Consider the following 15,348-nt stretch of genomic DNA (forward strand, 5'->3'; position numbering starts at 1 on the left):
AGAGGAGAGAAACAACATGCCCGCAGAAACTGACGATGCAAAAACACCTTCGCAGCTGATCGATGGCAGGATCAGGGAGCTTGCAGATTGGAGAGGCAAAACGCTTTCTCACGTCCGCGACATTATCCTGAAGGCCGACCCGGAGATTATCGAAGAATGGAAGTGGCGCGGCGTGCCGGTGTGGTCCTGCTCGGGGATCATATGCACAGGCGAGACCTATAAGAGCGTTGTGAAACTCACTTTCGCGAAAGGTGCGTCGCTGGACGATCCTTCCAGCCTTTTCAATTCAAGCCTTGAAGGCAACGTGCGTCGCGCGATTGATATCCGTGAAAACGAAGAAATAGATGCAAAAGCTCTGACGATGCTGATCCATGCTGCAATCGCGCTCAATAAGCTCAAACCACCGCGTCGCTGATCGTGTAGAATATTTGCAGGGCAATTGACTCCTGACGGCCCTTTCCCTATAAGCCGCAGCACGTTCGCCCATAGGGTTAATGGATGGCTTGTGCTATCCTGCTTTTTGGGAAAAGAACCAGCTCCTGTTCAATAGAGCATGATACCGAAAAGTGAAAACCGGTTTTCGGCAAAATCATACTCGATGAAAAGACAGAACCAAGAAGGGCCGCACACCGCGGTATTAAATAAATGAAGCGCACTTTCCAGCCATCCAATCTCGTCCGCAAGCGTCGTCACGGTTTCCGTGCACGCATGGCAACTGCCGGCGGTCGTAAGGTTCTTGCCGCTCGCCGCGCACGCGGCCGCAAGCGGCTTTCCGCTTAATCTTTCCCGCGCGACCAGCGCGGTGATTAAAGATATGAAAAAGCAGAAACAAATACTCCGCCTTCGCAAGAGAGCGGAGTTTTTGTCTGTTAGGAATGGTGAAAAACGGCGTGGTCCCCTATTTCTTCTTGAAGTCCGCAAACGGACGGAGGAAGAATCCGAAGCTGCCAAAATCGGCGAAAAACCCCGCGCAGGCTTCACCGTCACCAAGAAAAACGGCAATGCGGTGGTTCGAAACCGCATACGTCGCAGACTGAGAGAAGCGGTTCGTTGTCACGTAGGGAGTGACATGGCGCCTTCGACCGACTATGTGATCGTAGCGCGCGAGCAAGCACTCACTGCGCCCTTCTCGAAACTGACCGGGGAACTTTCCCGCCGCATCACGGCACCGGAGGGACGGCGGGACGAGAAGAAACGCCGAACGGAAAGACCGGAATCAGGACCCGTCAATGGAAAATAATCGTAATTTCTTCATCACCATTGCCCTGTCCATCCTCGTATTAACGCTGTGGCAAGTATTCTATCTGGGACCGAAAACGGAAGCCCAGCGGGAGCAGACACGCATTGAGGAGCAGCAGCGCCAGACCCAGCAGGCAGCCCAGGGCGGCTCGCAGGGTGATACTCCACAAATGTCCGGCACCGCCGGCGCAATTCCAGGCCACAGCGATGGCACAGCCGCAGGCGGCACGCTGACCCGTGAAGCCGCAGCCGCACAGTCGCAGCGCATCGATATCGACACAGCTTCGCTGCGTGGTTCGATCAATCTGACCGGCGCGCGCCTCGATGATCTCTATCTCAAGAAGTATCACGAGACTGTAGACGACAAGTCGCCTGAAATCGAACTACTCGCACCATCGGCTCTCAAGCAGGGTTATTTCGTTGAACTCGGTTTCACCGGCAACGACGCAACCGGCGAAGTTCCTGGTCCAAACACTGTCTGGACCGTTGAAGGCAACAACAAGCTGACGGCATCGACGCCTGTTACTCTGACATTCACCAACGACAAGAACATCACATTCAAGCGCGTCATCTCGGTTGATGATGCCTACATGTTCGAAGTCGACGATACGGTCACCAACAACACCGGCGCACCGATCTCGCTTGCTTCTTATGGCCGCGTAACGCGTTTCAACCAGCCTGAACATGCAAGCGCTACCTATGTTCTCCATGAAGGTCTTATCGGCGTCATGGGTCAGGATGGCCTTCAGGAAATCAAGTATTCCAAGGTTGAAGACGACAAGGACATTTCGTTCAAGGACGTGACTGGCGGCTGGGTCGGCATCACCGACAAGTATTGGGCGGCAACGCTCGTACCTCCGCAGAACGAAAAGTTCACGGCACGTTTCTCGCACTTCACCAATGACCGTCCGCGCTACCAGTCGGATTTCCTCAGCGCGCCGATCACGGTTGCAGCTGGCGAAGCCAGCACCATCAAGAACCACGTTTTTGCTGGCGCCAAGGTTGTCTCGGACATCAAGAACTACGAAGAAAAGCTCGGCATCAAGCAGTTTGAACTGCTGATTGACTGGGGCTGGTTCTACTTCATCACCAAGCCGATGTTCTACCTCATCGACTGGATCTATAAGTTCTCCGGCAATTTCGGCATCGCCATTCTGGTTGTCACCGTTCTGCTGAAGGGCCTGTTCTTCCCGCTCGCCAACAAGTCGTACAAGTCGATGGCTCGTATGAAGCTGGTGCAGCCGAAGATGACGGAAATCCGCGAGAAATATGCGGATGACAAGATGAAGCAGCAGCAGGAAATGATGCAGCTCTACAAGCAGGAAAAAATCAATCCGCTTGCAGGTTGCTGGCCAGTGCTGGTCCAGATTCCGGTGTTCTTCGCGCTCTATAAGGTTCTCTACGTCACCATTGAAATGCGCCATGCGCCATTCTTTGGCTGGATTCAGGATCTTGCAGCACCCGATCCAACATCGATCTTCAACCTGTTCGGCCTTCTGCCATTTGCGGTTCCGGCGTTCCTGATGATCGGCGTCTGGCCAATCATCATGGGCATCACCATGTTCCTGCAGATGCGCATGAACCCAACGCCTCCGGATCCAACGCAGGCGATGATCTTCACCTGGATGCCGATCATCTTCACCTTCATGCTGGCATCGTTCCCAGCAGGCCTCGTGATCTATTGGGCATGGAACAACACGCTTTCGATTACCCAGCAGGGCATCATCATGAAGCGTCAGGGTGTTAAAATCGAACTTTTTGACAACCTGAAAGACCTCTTCAAGCGAAAGCCGAAAGAGGCCAAGAAGTAAAAAGACAAAAAGCCCCGCATCTGCGGGGCTTTTTTTGTGCTCGTTGATCCAGAGCGGTTGACAATGCGGCGCGTAACCGTGATGCGTGTCTTTTACGGAATATACGGATCAGGAAGACCACATTGAGCGATCAGGACAAAAAGCAGGCAGCCATCAATGCCGCTCAGGCAGCAGCAGATGCGACCCGTGCAGCCCATGCGGCTTTGGTCGAGGAAGGGCGCCTGCTCTTCAAGAAGTCGTGGATCTTCATCCGTGGCGTGCCTTCGATGAAGTTTCTGCCACTGGAAGGCCCGGTTGAAATTGCCTTTGCCGGACGTTCAAATGTCGGCAAATCTTCGCTCATCAATGCGCTTGTCGGCAAGAAGGGTCTTGCCCGTACTTCCAACACGCCGGGCCGGACGCAGGAACTCAACTATTTCGTTCCAGATGGCTATTCCGGCGAGAATGGCGACCTTCCTCCATTGGCACTCGTCGACATGCCGGGCTATGGCTTTGCAGAAGCACCCAAAGCCCATGTCGATGCATGGACACGTCTCGTGTTCGATTACCTGCGTGGACGCACAACGCTCAAGCGCGTCTATTTGTTGATCGACTCGCGCCATGGCATCAAGAAGAACGACGCCGAAGTGCTCGACCTGCTCGACAAGGCGGCGGTGTCCTATCAGATCGTGCTGACCAAAATCGACAAGATCAAAGCCGCTGGCATTCCACGCTTGATTGAAGAAACGCATAACCTCACGAAGAAGCGTGCAGCCTGCTTCCCGGGCATCATCACGACGTCGTCAGAAAAAGGCCTTGGCCTTGATGAGCTGCGCGCTGCGATCGCGCTTGTTGCCAAGGAATAGGCAGTCCGTTGCTGAAAAGTGGGAACCGGCTTTCCGATTCCGACATGCGTAAAACAACAAAATAGAGCGAGCGTGGCGTGTATGATTAAGCACGACGCGCTCCAGGAAACGACATCAGTTTAGCTCGGGCAGCTTGCCGACTGATTGTTTAGACCCTGCTTGAGCTGTTCAAACCGCGTGGTGGTTTTTGCGCCATCACGCGTGATACGCAGAACATACATGCTGTCGAAGTCTTCACGCGGCCACTTCGGCACGAGAGCCTTGTCACCACCGCTATCCTTGACGATGCTTCTGGCAAGCTTCACGATCTGCTTGTGTTCCCAACCCACCAGTACTGTCGCGTTGCGATATTCAGGCTGCGCGAGCGTCGCCTGCAGTTCCTCAATATCCTTGAAGCCAAAGCGCGTATCAACGGGCATTCCAAACGTGATAGCTGTCGGTTCGACCGTAGCAAGCGGGCGGTTATAGGAATAGATCGCGCCCTTGTCTTCTTTCAGCTGCGCCGGATTGGGCGCAAAGATGAAATCCGGCTTTCCGAATTTTTGCTTGATTACGGCAGGCAGTTTCAGCGAGCGATTGAGCCCTTGGCAATTGAGCTGTCCAAGCCCCTGCTCCGGCTTTTCACCATGGCGCAACATGATGATCGTTTCAGTCGTCGCTGCCGCCTGCGAGGCGCTGATGCCCGCCAGAAAAATCAAAGCCGTAAAAAATGCGCGTCGCATGAATCTACTCCGTTCAAGAGCGGGCGTTATGCGCAATCTTCTAGCACTCTCCAAGGATTTTAATTGGGCGATCTTTGGCAACGCATTCAAATAATCGCGAACAAAACGCCTAAAACCGTTTTACAGAACAGTGCATATTGCTTAGAAAAGCCTGCCTCTCTTGCCCTGTCGCCAGCCATGGAGCCCGCGATGACGACTCTTGAAAATCCTGAAATGCAAGCGCAACTCCTTTCCGCAGCCCTGCCTTATATGCAGCGCTACGAAAACAAGAATGTCGTAGTGAAATATGGCGGTCACGCCATGGGAAACCCTGAACTGGGCAAGGCTTTTGCCCGCGACATTGCGCTTTTGAAGCAGTCAGGCATCAATCCGATCGTCGTTCATGGCGGTGGCCCACAGATTCAGGCGATGCTCTCGAAGCTCGGCATTGAATCGCGCTTTGAAGGTGGTCTTCGTGTCACCGACGAGAAGACGGTTGAAGTAGTGGAAATGGTTCTCGCCGGTTCCATCAACAAGGAAATCGTCGCCCTCATCAACGCCGAAGGCGAATGGGCCATCGGTCTTTGCGGCAAAGACGGTAACATGGTTTTCGCGCGCAAGGCGCACAAGACGGTTATCGATCCGGATTCCAACATCGAGAAAGTTCTTGATCTGGGCTTTGTTGGTGAACCCGCAGAAGTTGACCGCACGCTTCTCGATCTTCTGGCGCGTTCAGAAATGATCCCGGTTATTGCGCCGGTTGCGCCGGGTCGCGATGGCCATACCTACAACATCAACGCAGACACCTTTGCAGGCGCTATCGCTGGCGCGCTGGCTGCAACGCGTCTTCTGTTCCTGACCGACGTTCCCGGCGTTCTCGACAAGGACAAGAAGCTCATCAAGGAGCTTTCGGTTGCCGACGCTCAGGCGCTGATCAAGGACGGCACGATCTCCGGCGGCATGATCCCTAAGGTCGAAACCTGCATCGATGCAATCCGTCGTGGCGTTGAGGGTGTTGTTATTCTCAACGGCAAAACACCGCATTCGGTACTGCTTGAGCTTTTCACGGAGCATGGTGCCGGAACATTGATTGTACCGTAATTCAATAGCCGCCTTCGGGCGGCTTTTTCTTGACCCGCCTTCGTGACATAAAGACTTATGACCAATCAACCTGATGCTCCGGCCTTTGCCCACGTTACCGACTGGGTATTCGACCTCGACAATACGCTCTATCCGCACGCAGCCGATCTGTTTTCCCAGATCGATGTACGTATGACGAGTTATGTCGAGAACCTCCTGAAATTGCCGCGTGACGAAGCGCGCAAGATTCAGAAGCAGTTTTATCTGGAATATGGCACCACGCTGAAGGGCCTGATGGAGTGCCATGAGATCGATCCTGACGACTTTCTCAAGAAGGTCCACGACATCGACTATTCATGGCTGAAACCCGATCCCGCACTCGGGGCAGCTATTCGTGCCCTGCCCGGCCGCCGTTTCATCTTCACCAATGGTGATCGCGGCCATGCGGAACGTGCAGCACAGCAGCTCGGCATTCTTGATGATTTCGACGATATTTTCGACATCGTTGCAGCAGGCCTGACGCCTAAGCCAGAGCGTGTCACTTATGATCGTTTTCTCGGCGCATTCGGCGTTGACGCACAAAAGGCTGTCATGTTTGAAGATCTGGCGCGCAATCTCGTCGTGCCGAAGACATTGGGCATGAAAACCGTGCTGGTGGTTCCAAACAATTTTGAGCCTACATTCTCCGAAATATGGGAAAGCGACCCTGAGTTTACTGATCAGGTCGATTATGTAACCGACAATCTGACCCAGTTTCTGGAAACCATAATTGCAGACCGATAGGCAGTTTACCGGCCTTGAAAAACGTATCGATAAGGCGGCTCATCGCCTTCTCGACAGCTTGCCAAGGCATCGCATCAGCGATGCGCTGATTGAGTTTCTGGTTTTTGGGTTGAAGCAAGCATGGGCCTGCCTGTTTGGCGGCGCGATGCTGGGTCTCATCATCCTCACACGCTGGTTCTGGGCAGAAGATGGCGCAGGATTTATCACCCGCTACGATTTCCTGTTTCTCTCCGCTGTTGTGATCCAGCTTGGAATGCTTGTCTTCAAGCTGGAGGCTTGGGAAGAAGCCAAGGTCATCGTCATTTTCCATATTGTCGGAACGGTTATGGAAGTGTTCAAAACCCATGCCGGATCATGGATCTATCCGGAGGAAAACTTCTTCCGGATCGGTGGCGTGCCACTGTTTTCAGGCTTCATGTATGCGGCTGTCGGTTCCTATATGGCGCGTATCAACCGCATCTTCGATATCAGGCTCAACCACTATCCGCCGCTCTGGACGACTGTTGTGCTGGCAGCTGCGATCTATATCAATTTCTTCGCCCACCACTTCATCTGGGACATGCGCTGGGTGTTGTTTGCCGCAACCTTCGCACTCTACTGGCGCACGACCATGCATTATCGCGTGTTTCGCTTCCGGCATAAAATGCCGCTGCTGGTTGCGTTCCTGCTCACATCGCTATTCATCTGGATCGCGGAAAACATCGGAACCTGGTCGAAAGCCTGGCTCTATCCCAACCAGCGCAATGGCTGGGAGCTTGTTTCAATGAGCAAGCTCGGCTCATGGTATCTGCTGATGATTATTTCCGTTGTGCTGGTGACACTCGTTCACCGCCCGCGCGAATATTCAGAAAACGAAAACGCCCGGTCATAACAGACCGGGCGCTCTGGAATCTTTGCAGCGGTTCCAGTTAAGAAAGAATCGTTGGAACCGCTGTAACTGTTTGTTTTTACGCATTATCCGACGCAAAATCGCTTCGCACTTTTGCTGGAAATGCTATAATCGAAGAGATCAAAGCTTGTAGAAGTTCTTGATCTCGTTCCATGCTTCGTCAGCCGTTTCCACGAAGGTCAGCAGCTCAATATCGGCGGGCGAAATTGTGCCCTGTTCTGCGAGAAACTCGATGTTGATCGCCTTGGTCCAGAATTCCTTGCCAAACAGGATGAGCGGCATACGCTCCATACGGTCTGTCTGGATCAGCGTCATGGCTTCAAACAGCTCATCCATCGTGCCGAAGCCGCCGGGGAACACGCAGACAGCCTTTGCCCGCATGAGAAAATGCATCTTGCGCAGCGCAAAATAATGGAAGTTGAAGCAAAGTTCCGGCGTCACATAAGCGTTTGGTGCCTGCTCATGCGGCAACACGATATTAAGACCGATGGTCGGCGCACCAACATCGGCGGCACCGCGATTGCCTGCTTCCATCACGCCCGGACCTCCGCCAGTCACCACGATGAATTCGCGATAATAGGTGGTCGCTGAATATTCGGAGCAGATGCGGGCAAACTTGCGCGCTTCTTCATAATAGCGCGAATTAGCCTCAAGGTTCTTTTTCTGCACTTCGTTTTTCGCAGCCCAGGCTTCACCACCTGGCTCCGGAATACGTGCGCCGCCGAACATGACGACCGTGGACTTGATGCCACGATCAGCAAGGATCAGTTCTGGTTTCAGAAGCTCAAGCTGAAGCCGCACGGGACGCATATCACGTCGCGTCATGAAGTCATCATCCATGAAGGCAAGACGATATGCGGGAGCTTCGGTCTGAGGTGTCTGAGGCACAGTGCGTGCCTGTTTAGCAGCGTCCTCAGAATTGGGGAAAGGCGTCCAGCCGGACTTCTCCATTGGGTTCATGCTTGCCTGCTCCTTCAATTACAATGCGTATTGATGCTTTAGCATCAATTTTGGCGCTAAATTCTTAATCTGTCTCAAATAGGGCCGCGCAATTCGCGTAACAACGCGATTGACCCATATGGTACCTTCGCTTAATCACTTCTGTGACAACTGCCGACCACAAAGACGGCAGCCGCTTATCCTGCCATTTTATGGAGACCGCCATATGACCAAGCCAGATTTCGCCTCCCTTGAAAAGGTCATCGAAAAGGCTTTTGACGAACGCGATGGCATCAACACGGCAACCCGCGGCGAAGTTCGCGATGCTGTTGAGCAGTCGCTTCTTATGCTCGATCGCGGTGAAGCGCGTGTGGCAGAAAAACAGGCGGACGGCAACTGGCAGGTCAATCAGTGGCTCAAGAAAGCGGTGCTGCTTTCTTTCCGTCTCAACCCGATGCAGATCATCAAAGGCGGTCCCGGCGAAGCCTCTTGGTGGGACAAGGTTCCTTCAAAGTTTGACGGCTGGACAGCCAATGAATTCGAAGCCGCTGGCATTCGTGCAGTGCCAAATTCAGTTGTTCGCTTTTCGGCTTACATTGCGCCAAACGCGATCCTGATGCCATCCTTCGTCAATCTCGGCGCTTATGTCGATGAAGGCACAATGGTCGATGCATGGGCAACGGTTGGTTCCTGCGCACAGATCGGTAAGAATGTGCATCTGTCGGGCGGCGTCGGCATCGGCGGCGTCCTGGAGCCAATGCAGGCTGGCCCGACCATCATCGAAGACAATTGCTTCATCGGCGCTCGTTCGGAAGTCGTTGAAGGTTGTATCGTTCGTGAGGGTGCCGTGCTCGGCATGGGCGTCTTCATCGGCAAGTCGACCAAGATCGTCGACCGCGCAACTGGTGAAATCTTCTACGGCGAAGTACCGCCATATTCGGTCGTTGTTGCAGGCACGATGCCGGGCAAGCCATTCCCGAATGGTGAAGCTGGTCCCGGCCTCTATTGCGCCGTGATCGTCAAGCGCGTCGATGAAAAGACCCGCTCGAAGACTTCGATCAACGAGCTGCTGCGCAACTAATACCAAAACTCCATGAGTCATACTCATGGAGTTTTGGTTAAGCCCGAGTGGCGATTGAACTTTTTCAAGGCGTGATGCGTTAGCATCTTAGCGCCTTGGTATAATTTGCCTGCATAGAGCGGTTTCAGCGAATACTAAGTCATTGAAACCGCTTCACACTTTTCAGGATGCGCCCGCATCAAAAAAAGGCGAAGCCCGAGAGCTTCGCCTTTTTTTGTTTCACTGCCAGAATGATTAGTTCTGGTAGCTCGAAGGCGATGCATCGCCGAAGCGGTGTGCAGAACCGTCGCTATAGGTCTGGTTCTGGATCGAAGCAGGAGCGGTGTAATCAACGCCCTGTGTTGCAACTGGCGTACGATCGTTTGCATAAAGATCAGCTGGTTCACCAACATGTGGGTTTTCAGCGAAAGCAGCACCGGCGCTAAGGGCAACGGCTACGGCAGCAAGAGCAAACTTCTTCATTTTCATAATCCTTATATCACCCCATCGGATGGCAACTTGCCTTTCCCTTCGGGGACTCCGGGATGACATGAAGCCATCCTCCGGGGAGATTCGTTAAAATCGTTGAGTATATAAATCCGGCAGTAAGAACCTTGGGAGGCCGCACTCACTGCCTTCATGTCTTGCTATTCCGATCTGCAATCAGACCGGGATAGCAAAGCTCACTATCGAACGCTTAGTTCGATAAGCTGGAAGGCGATGCATCACCGAAACGGTTTGCAGAACCATCCATGTAGGTCGACTGGCCGATTGCAGCAGTCGCGGTGTGATCAACGCGCTGAGCAGCAACTGGAGTACGATCATTTGCATAAAGGTCGGCTGGTTCGCCTACGCGTGGGTTTTCAGCAAAAGCAGCACCGGCGCTAAGTGCGAGAGCAGCAGCAGCAAGAACAAACTTATTCATTTTCTATCTCCTTAGTCAGATGGGCGACGTTCTATGCGTCGTCCTCATGCATCTCAAATGGGTGACAGTGGGAGAAAGTTCCAGTCACGAAAATGTTTTCTTAATCACACATTCGTGCAGCCAATTTTTTCGAAATTAGATATAAAAACGAAAATTATTAATTATAAACAGCACCTTAAATCATATATCAGCATTCACAGAACTGTTATATAGGTATTTTTGTTCATTTTCGTTGAACAGACTGTTTGCAATCACTGTATAATAATAGCGAACAATGAGGCCCATTGGCGACAGTTGTGTGGCTGATCGTTTCAACGTTGCCACGATCTGCAAACCGCAAAACAATCAAACGAAGCGCCCTCTTCCAACACAACAAGAGGCTTACAATAAAATAGGGCCGCGAGACGCGACCCTATTAAACTTTGTAATTGCCATGCCGATTTGGAGCTCAGTCAAAAACTGGCCACCGGCCCTAATTATTAGCAACAGCTACCGAACGTCCCGCAATCGAGACCCACTGGCCGGAATTGGCTGGCGATTGCATCTTGATATAACGGTAGGAGGTCTTCTCCACCGGCAGGACTTCCCCGCGCATATTGTCGAGAATGTAATCACCGTGATCCGTCCTTGCCGACAACACAATATGCGGCTCGCTTCCCTGCACCATGGTAATGAGCAACTGCGATGGGCTGATGCCCCGCGCCATCAGCTTGGCGCGCTTCATCAATACGTAATCTTCGCAGTCGCCCTTCCCATTGCGGGGAATGGTCCAATAATCGCGCTTGCCGTAATTGTCCTGATCGGACACGGGCTTGATCGCCGCATTGACCGATGCGTTCACGCTTTGCAGAAGCTTCATGCGATCCGGCGTCAGCTTCATCGGCGCCAAAGCGCGATGAGCGCCGCAATCACGCGGATTGCGTTTGCAATAATCAAGATGACCGTATGGAATACTGGTAATCCCGCCTGCTTCACTCCATTGAGCTGCCTTGGCCGGAACCAGCGTCGCCCCGGATAAAGCCATTATACCTGCTGCCGCAGAAATCAGTAGACGCATGACGGATTCCCATTATTAAAAATGTCCCTTGGAACAATTCCCCGGTGACCGGTCCGTTTTCCGGATCTCGCTATCAACCTTTTTTTAACTAACGATGACAAAGCCCCTCTGGTCAAGGAAATTTCATTCCCGAATTGCAACGATCTGAGAAAAGCTGCGATTTTTGCGCGTCCTCGAACTTGTTTATCTAAAGAGGCGATTGCTATTTCATCTGGGAGCTTCCCGATCTAATCTCAAGCCCATACGATTCTCAGAATGAAGCTTTGACATCATGAGCCTTCCTACCAATCCCGCCGATAACCTCGCCGCTCTCATCCGCTGTCCTTCCGTAACGCCCGCAGAAGGCGGCGCGCTTACGGCACTCGAAGCGATGCTTGAGCCAATGGGCTTTTCCGTTCAGCGCCCCGTCTTCACTGAAGAAGGCACGCCGGACATCGAAAACCTCTATGCGCGTAAATCCGGTAACGGTGCTCATCTGATGTTTGCCGGCCACACCGATGTCGTGCCTCCGGGCAATGAGAGCGACTGGAAACATCCGCCTTTCTCCGCCGCTATTGAAGACGGCATCATGTATGGCCGCGGCGCAGTCGATATGAAGGGTGGCATTGCCTGCTTTGTGGCTGCTGTCGCACGACATGTTGAAAAGCACGGCAGCCTCAAGGGCAGCATCTCCTTCCTCATCACAGGTGATGAAGAAGGCCCGGCAATCAACGGCACAGAAAAGCTGCTGCAATGGGCCAAGGATCGTGGCGAAACATGGGATGCTTCGCTTGTCGGCGAGCCAACCAATCCGGACACGCTCGGCGACATGATCAAGATCGGGCGTCGTGGCTCAATCTCCGGCACGATCACAGTGCATGGCGTGCAGGGTCATGCTGCCTATCCGCATCTGGCAGAAAATCCTGTTCGCGGTGTAACCACGCTTATAGACGGCCTGCTTTATCCAGCTTTCGATGAAGGCACGGATGATTTTCAGGCCAGCAATATGGAAGTGACGACGGTTGATGTGGGCAACACAGCAACAAACGTGATTGCAAACAAGGCGACCGCTTCCTTCAACATCCGTTTCAACGATACTTGGACCGCAGACAGCCTGAAAGCTGAGATCGTCTCGCGTCTCGAAAAGGCTTCGCGCAACGACCGTCTGCGCCCGGGCCGTGGAACGCCAATCAAGTATGAACTGACATGGCGTGAACACCCGAGCCATGTCTTCCTGACCCGCGATGAGAAGCTGATCGGAACACTGACCTCTTCAGTGGAAGCTGTCACCGGCAAACGCCCTAAGCTTTCCACATCAGGCGGCACGTCGGACGCGCGCTTCATCAAGGATTATTGCCCGGTGGTGGAATTTGGCCTCGTCGGACAGACCATGCACATGGTCGATGAACGCGTGGCTCTTGCCGACCTCGAAGGACTGACACAGATTTACGAACGTTTCATCGCTGATTTCTTTGGGTAAAGGAATTACATGCCCAATCTGGATAATATTTTCAGATACTTCACGGGCGTCTGGAAGATGATGCTTGGCCGCAAAGACGGCCTTGCATATCTCGATATCTCCGCAGAAGATTTCTGGACATCATTCTATGCGATTGTCGTTGCTCTGCCGCCGCTTCTGGCGACCTGGGTTGCCTATTCGGCTGACCTCACGGCCGGACGCGAAGAAGCTGGCCTTCGCCTGGCAATCGTCATTCGTGCAGCAACCGTCGATATCGCAGCATGGGTGATACCGATTGTTATTGTCGGCCTGCTTGCCAAACGTATAGGCATTGCAAAGCGCTACGCTGCTTATGTGATTGCAACCAACTGGGGCAGCGCGCTTCTTGCATGGCTTTTCGCGCCAATCACGCTGCTGCAGCTGTTTTTTCCGGGGTTTCTTGATGTCGCGACGCTGTTTGCATTCGTACTCTTCGGCATCTCAATTATCCTGAGCTACCGGTTAACCTTTATTGTGTTGCAACGCCCACACGCTTATGTCGCACCGTTCTTTGCCTGCATGTTCTTCGGCTCACTGTTCATTACAGTGATCCTGCAACAACTCTTCGGCATCGGGATTGGTGCACAGACTTATTGATCAGCAGTTGCTACAGACCGGTCCAGTGCAATTGTAATCTCATTTATGACTGCACGTATTGCCGGTGCGGATTTCATATCCGTATGGACAACCATCCAAACTTCACGCTTAAGCGGAGCCTGGTCTGGGCAGGCCCATATAATGGCATCATCCCCTTCCACCATAAAATCCGGCAACATCCCTATTCCACCACCCGCCATAACGAGCGCGTGTTGAATTTCCAATGTGTTGGTCCTCAACGCTATTGATCGCCTATCCGCTAAAGCGAGCAGGTATGCCTGCTGTGGTGCGGCTTCAAGGCTTTCGTCATAAGCGACAAATCTCCATTCTTCACGCGGTGTTGTCGCCAGATAATTGCGGCCGGCATAGGGTCGAAACGCCTCCTCTCGCAACTTGCGAATTGCTAGATTGCCAGCGGATGGGCGCGTAAGCCGAATAGCTATATCCGCCTCTCGCCGTTCCAGCGAACTATAATGTGTTTCGCCAAGCAGACATATATTGAGACCAGGGTATTTTGAGCTAAGGGCCGCAATTGGCCCGGCAAGCCGCGCCGTAGCAAAGGCTGGCGGCGCGCTGATCGTTACCGTCGCATTCAAATCCGCATTGCTGGACGCGCTCAACCGCGAAATAGCATGCACCTGATCATTCATCTGGCGTGCGATTGTAACCACCTGCTGGCCATCGGCAGTCAACAAGAAGCGTCGTCCGCGACGATCAATGAGCTTTAATCCGACCTCAGCTTCCAGAGATTCAACACGTCTTGCAACGGTTGCGTGCTCAACTTCGAGTAAACGAGCCGCGCCGGAGAGCGTGCCTGTTTCCGCTAAGGCTAAGAAATAGCGCACATTCTCCCAGTTCATCATTGTTAAATTTTTCCCATCAATGAGAAATAATCGATAATTTTCTAACGAATATTCATGCTCCATTGTAAGTCTGAATTCAATGGAGATGCTAAATATGGACTGCGAAATCCTACTTGATGCGATTGGTGAAGCAGAATTGCTCAGAAAAGCTCCACACACACCCAAACAGCCCGGACCAGGGGAAGTAAGAATTCGTCACAATGCGATTGGTGTGAATTTTGTCGATATCTATCACCGGACAGGCCTGTACCCCGTGCCTCATTTCCCGATCATTCTGGGTGTTGAAGGCGCCGGCTTTATTGAAGCAGTGGGCGACAATGTGTCCGATCTCAAACCCGGTGACCGGGTAGCCTATGCCGGTCTTCCCATAGGAGCATACGCCTCAACGCGGCTACTCCCCGCAGATCGTGCCCTCAAATTACCCGAACATGTATCCAGTGATGAAGCAGCCGCAAACTTGTTGCGCGGGATCACGGCACACATGCTTCTCACCCAATCTTTTCACGTTGATAGCAACACTACAGTGCTGATCCATGCAGCGGCGGGCGGCTTGGGAACGATCCTGACGCGGTGGGCAAAACATCTCGGCGCCACAGTGATAGGAACGGTTAGCACAGAACTTAAAGCGTCTATCGTTACAAGGAATGGAGCCGACCATGTGGTTGTGGGACGAGACACTGATTTTGTTGCTGCAATTAAAAAGCTGACGGATGGGCGAGGCGTCAACGTAGCTTATGATGGAATTGGCGGCGAAACGCTTACGAAAACTGCAAAATGTATTCAACCATCTGGAGCATTGGTCAGTGTCGGGCAAGCAGGTGGACGCATTGCTCAAAGCACAGTTGACGAACTCACGAACCAGACAGCCTTTTCCTTCATGCGACCAAGTGTGATCTCTTATGTCAACGACATTAACAACTACCGTGCTTCCGCAACCGAACTGTTCAAATTTATGGACAAAGGAATAAAAGGGACAATCAGCGAAAAAATCCCGCTCGCTGAAGCGGCACGAGCTCATAAAATGCTTGAAGCTGGCCACTCTTCCGGAGCTATGCTGTTAATTCCATAACAACATAGTATCC

The 15,348-nt window shown here is 52.7% G+C and carries 18 protein-coding genes; 12 read left to right on the forward strand and 6 right to left on the reverse strand.

All coding sequences use genetic code 11. The features are described from left to right. Positions 1-16 precede the first annotated feature (16 nt). The 5 genes from ABWV94_RS12560 (at position 17) to yihA (ending at position 3,895) form a co-directional block, all read left to right on the forward strand. Positions 17-415, forward strand: a complete 399-nt coding sequence (locus tag ABWV94_RS12560) for a DUF1801 domain-containing protein (protein ID WP_064320975.1) — start codon at positions 17-19, stop codon at positions 413-415. 230 nt (positions 416-645) lie between these two features. Then, entirely contained in the window at positions 646-780 is a 135-nt protein-coding gene (rpmH, locus tag ABWV94_RS12565) for a 50S ribosomal protein L34 (protein WP_007876380.1), read from the forward strand. Between the two features lie 34 nt (positions 781-814). After that, positions 815-1,240 carry a ribonuclease P protein component gene (gene rnpA, locus ABWV94_RS12570; RefSeq protein ID WP_039860099.1) on the forward strand — a complete coding sequence of 142 codons (426 nt, stop codon included), beginning with the start codon at positions 815-817 and terminating at the stop codon, positions 1,238-1,240. Continuing rightward, positions 1,230-3,050, forward strand: coding sequence for a membrane protein insertase YidC (yidC, locus tag ABWV94_RS12575; RefSeq protein WP_064320977.1), 1,821 nt, complete (start codon positions 1,230-1,232; stop codon positions 3,048-3,050). Before rnpA ends, yidC begins: the two co-directional genes overlap by 11 nt. A 101-nt stretch (positions 3,051-3,151) precedes the next feature. After that, positions 3,152-3,895, forward strand: a complete 744-nt coding sequence (gene yihA, locus ABWV94_RS12580) for a ribosome biogenesis GTP-binding protein YihA/YsxC (RefSeq protein WP_192798003.1) — start codon at positions 3,152-3,154, stop codon at positions 3,893-3,895. 119 nt (positions 3,896-4,014) lie between these two features. On the opposite strand, the gene ABWV94_RS12585 is transcribed toward yihA, so the two are convergent. Then, the gene (locus tag ABWV94_RS12585; protein ID WP_079212216.1) at positions 4,015-4,617 is read right to left on the reverse strand and encodes a hypothetical protein; all 603 of its coding nucleotides are present in this window, start codon (positions 4,615-4,617) and stop codon (positions 4,015-4,017) included. Positions 4,618-4,806: 189 nt separating this feature from the next. Between ABWV94_RS12585 and argB the strand changes: the two genes are divergently transcribed. Genes argB through ABWV94_RS12600 form a run of 3 tightly spaced genes read left to right on the forward strand, consistent with a single transcriptional unit; the run spans position 4,807 to position 7,330 of the window. After that, positions 4,807-5,697: an acetylglutamate kinase gene (argB, locus tag ABWV94_RS12590; RefSeq protein ID WP_007876393.1), complete on the forward strand. Its 891-nt coding sequence runs from the start codon at positions 4,807-4,809 to the stop codon at positions 5,695-5,697. A gap of 57 nt (positions 5,698-5,754) precedes the next feature. Beyond that, positions 5,755-6,459, forward strand: coding sequence for a pyrimidine 5'-nucleotidase (locus ABWV94_RS12595; RefSeq protein ID WP_007876395.1), 705 nt, complete (start codon positions 5,755-5,757; stop codon positions 6,457-6,459). Next, on the forward strand, positions 6,446-7,330 hold the full coding sequence (locus ABWV94_RS12600) for a DUF817 domain-containing protein (RefSeq protein WP_113496317.1): 885 nt from the start codon (positions 6,446-6,448) through the stop codon (positions 7,328-7,330). Before ABWV94_RS12595 ends, ABWV94_RS12600 begins: the two co-directional genes overlap by 14 nt. A gap of 138 nt (positions 7,331-7,468) precedes the next feature. Here the strand turns inward: ABWV94_RS12600 and ABWV94_RS12605 are convergent, their stop codons facing one another. Then, a complete protein-coding gene (locus ABWV94_RS12605; protein ID WP_113496318.1) occupies positions 7,469-8,308 on the reverse strand; it encodes an LOG family protein in 840 nt (279 codons plus the stop codon). 205 nt (positions 8,309-8,513) lie between these two features. Between ABWV94_RS12605 and dapD the strand changes: the two genes are divergently transcribed. Next, positions 8,514-9,368: a 2,3,4,5-tetrahydropyridine-2,6-dicarboxylate N-succinyltransferase gene (gene dapD / locus ABWV94_RS12610; RefSeq protein ID WP_113496319.1), complete on the forward strand. Its 855-nt coding sequence runs from the start codon at positions 8,514-8,516 to the stop codon at positions 9,366-9,368. A 234-nt stretch (positions 9,369-9,602) separates the two neighbouring features. On the opposite strand, the gene ABWV94_RS12615 is transcribed toward dapD, so the two are convergent. The 3 genes from ABWV94_RS12615 to ABWV94_RS12625 form a co-directional block, all read right to left on the reverse strand. Continuing rightward, positions 9,603-9,830, reverse strand: coding sequence for a hypothetical protein (locus ABWV94_RS12615; RefSeq protein WP_007876402.1), 228 nt, complete (start codon positions 9,828-9,830; stop codon positions 9,603-9,605). A gap of 214 nt (positions 9,831-10,044) precedes the next feature. Next, a complete protein-coding gene (locus ABWV94_RS12620) occupies positions 10,045-10,272 on the reverse strand; it encodes a hypothetical protein (protein WP_353413715.1) in 228 nt (75 codons plus the stop codon). A gap of 472 nt (positions 10,273-10,744) precedes the next feature. Next, positions 10,745-11,296: a transglutaminase-like cysteine peptidase gene (locus ABWV94_RS12625; RefSeq protein ID WP_079212607.1), complete on the reverse strand. Its 552-nt coding sequence runs from the start codon at positions 11,294-11,296 to the stop codon at positions 10,745-10,747. Positions 11,297-11,600: 304 nt separating this feature from the next. On the opposite strand from ABWV94_RS12625, the gene dapE reads away from it, so the two are divergent. Both dapE and ABWV94_RS12635 read left to right on the forward strand, forming a co-directional pair. Further along, complete coding sequence (gene dapE / locus ABWV94_RS12630; protein WP_113496320.1) at positions 11,601-12,788, forward strand: succinyl-diaminopimelate desuccinylase; 1,188 nt, start codon at positions 11,601-11,603, stop codon at positions 12,786-12,788. 9 nt (positions 12,789-12,797) lie between these two features. Further along, positions 12,798-13,403: a hypothetical protein gene (locus tag ABWV94_RS12635; RefSeq protein ID WP_064320983.1), complete on the forward strand. Its 606-nt coding sequence runs from the start codon at positions 12,798-12,800 to the stop codon at positions 13,401-13,403. Here the strand turns inward: ABWV94_RS12635 and ABWV94_RS12640 are convergent. Next, entirely contained in the window at positions 13,397-14,329 is a 933-nt protein-coding gene (locus ABWV94_RS12640; protein ID WP_353413718.1) for a LysR family transcriptional regulator, read from the reverse strand. The genes ABWV94_RS12635 and ABWV94_RS12640 overlap by 7 nt on opposite strands. A gap of 31 nt (positions 14,330-14,360) precedes the next feature. On the opposite strand from ABWV94_RS12640, the gene ABWV94_RS12645 reads away from it, so the two are divergent. Continuing rightward, positions 14,361-15,335, forward strand: coding sequence for a quinone oxidoreductase family protein (locus ABWV94_RS12645; protein WP_113496322.1), 975 nt, complete (start codon positions 14,361-14,363; stop codon positions 15,333-15,335). Positions 15,336-15,348 lie beyond the last annotated feature (13 nt).

Source organism: Brucella sp. NBRC 12953 (genome assembly GCF_040369775.1).
In the GTDB taxonomy this organism is placed as follows: domain Bacteria; phylum Pseudomonadota; class Alphaproteobacteria; order Rhizobiales; family Rhizobiaceae; genus Brucella; species Brucella pseudogrignonensis.

Coding starts and splice junctions, on each gene's coding strand:
- yidC (WP_064320977.1), top strand. CDS start 1,230: ATGGAAAATAATCGTAATTTCTTCATCACCATTGCCCTGTCCATCCTC.
- ABWV94_RS12645 (WP_113496322.1), top strand. CDS start 14,361: ATGGACTGCGAAATCCTACTTGATGCGATTGGTGAAGCAGAATTGCTC.
- ABWV94_RS12640 (WP_353413718.1), bottom strand. CDS start 14,329: ATGGAGCATGAATATTCGTTAGAAAATTATCGATTATTTCTCATTGAT.
- ABWV94_RS12620 (WP_353413715.1), bottom strand. CDS start 10,272: ATGAATAAGTTTGTTCTTGCTGCTGCTGCTCTCGCACTTAGCGCCGGT.
- ABWV94_RS12605 (WP_113496318.1), bottom strand. CDS start 8,308: ATGAACCCAATGGAGAAGTCCGGCTGGACGCCTTTCCCCAATTCTGAG.
- ABWV94_RS12615 (WP_007876402.1), bottom strand. CDS start 9,830: ATGAAGAAGTTTGCTCTTGCTGCCGTAGCCGTTGCCCTTAGCGCCGGT.
- ABWV94_RS12585 (WP_079212216.1), bottom strand. CDS start 4,617: ATGCGACGCGCATTTTTTACGGCTTTGATTTTTCTGGCGGGCATCAGC.
- argB (WP_007876393.1), top strand. CDS start 4,807: ATGACGACTCTTGAAAATCCTGAAATGCAAGCGCAACTCCTTTCCGCA.
- dapE (WP_113496320.1), top strand. CDS start 11,601: ATGAGCCTTCCTACCAATCCCGCCGATAACCTCGCCGCTCTCATCCGC.
- ABWV94_RS12560 (WP_064320975.1), top strand. CDS start 17: ATGCCCGCAGAAACTGACGATGCAAAAACACCTTCGCAGCTGATCGAT.
- rpmH (WP_007876380.1), top strand. CDS start 646: ATGAAGCGCACTTTCCAGCCATCCAATCTCGTCCGCAAGCGTCGTCAC.
- dapD (WP_113496319.1), top strand. CDS start 8,514: ATGACCAAGCCAGATTTCGCCTCCCTTGAAAAGGTCATCGAAAAGGCT.
- ABWV94_RS12635 (WP_064320983.1), top strand. CDS start 12,798: ATGCCCAATCTGGATAATATTTTCAGATACTTCACGGGCGTCTGGAAG.
- ABWV94_RS12595 (WP_007876395.1), top strand. CDS start 5,755: ATGACCAATCAACCTGATGCTCCGGCCTTTGCCCACGTTACCGACTGG.
- ABWV94_RS12625 (WP_079212607.1), bottom strand. CDS start 11,296: ATGGCTTTATCCGGGGCGACGCTGGTTCCGGCCAAGGCAGCTCAATGG.
- rnpA (WP_039860099.1), top strand. CDS start 815: ATGAAAAAGCAGAAACAAATACTCCGCCTTCGCAAGAGAGCGGAGTTT.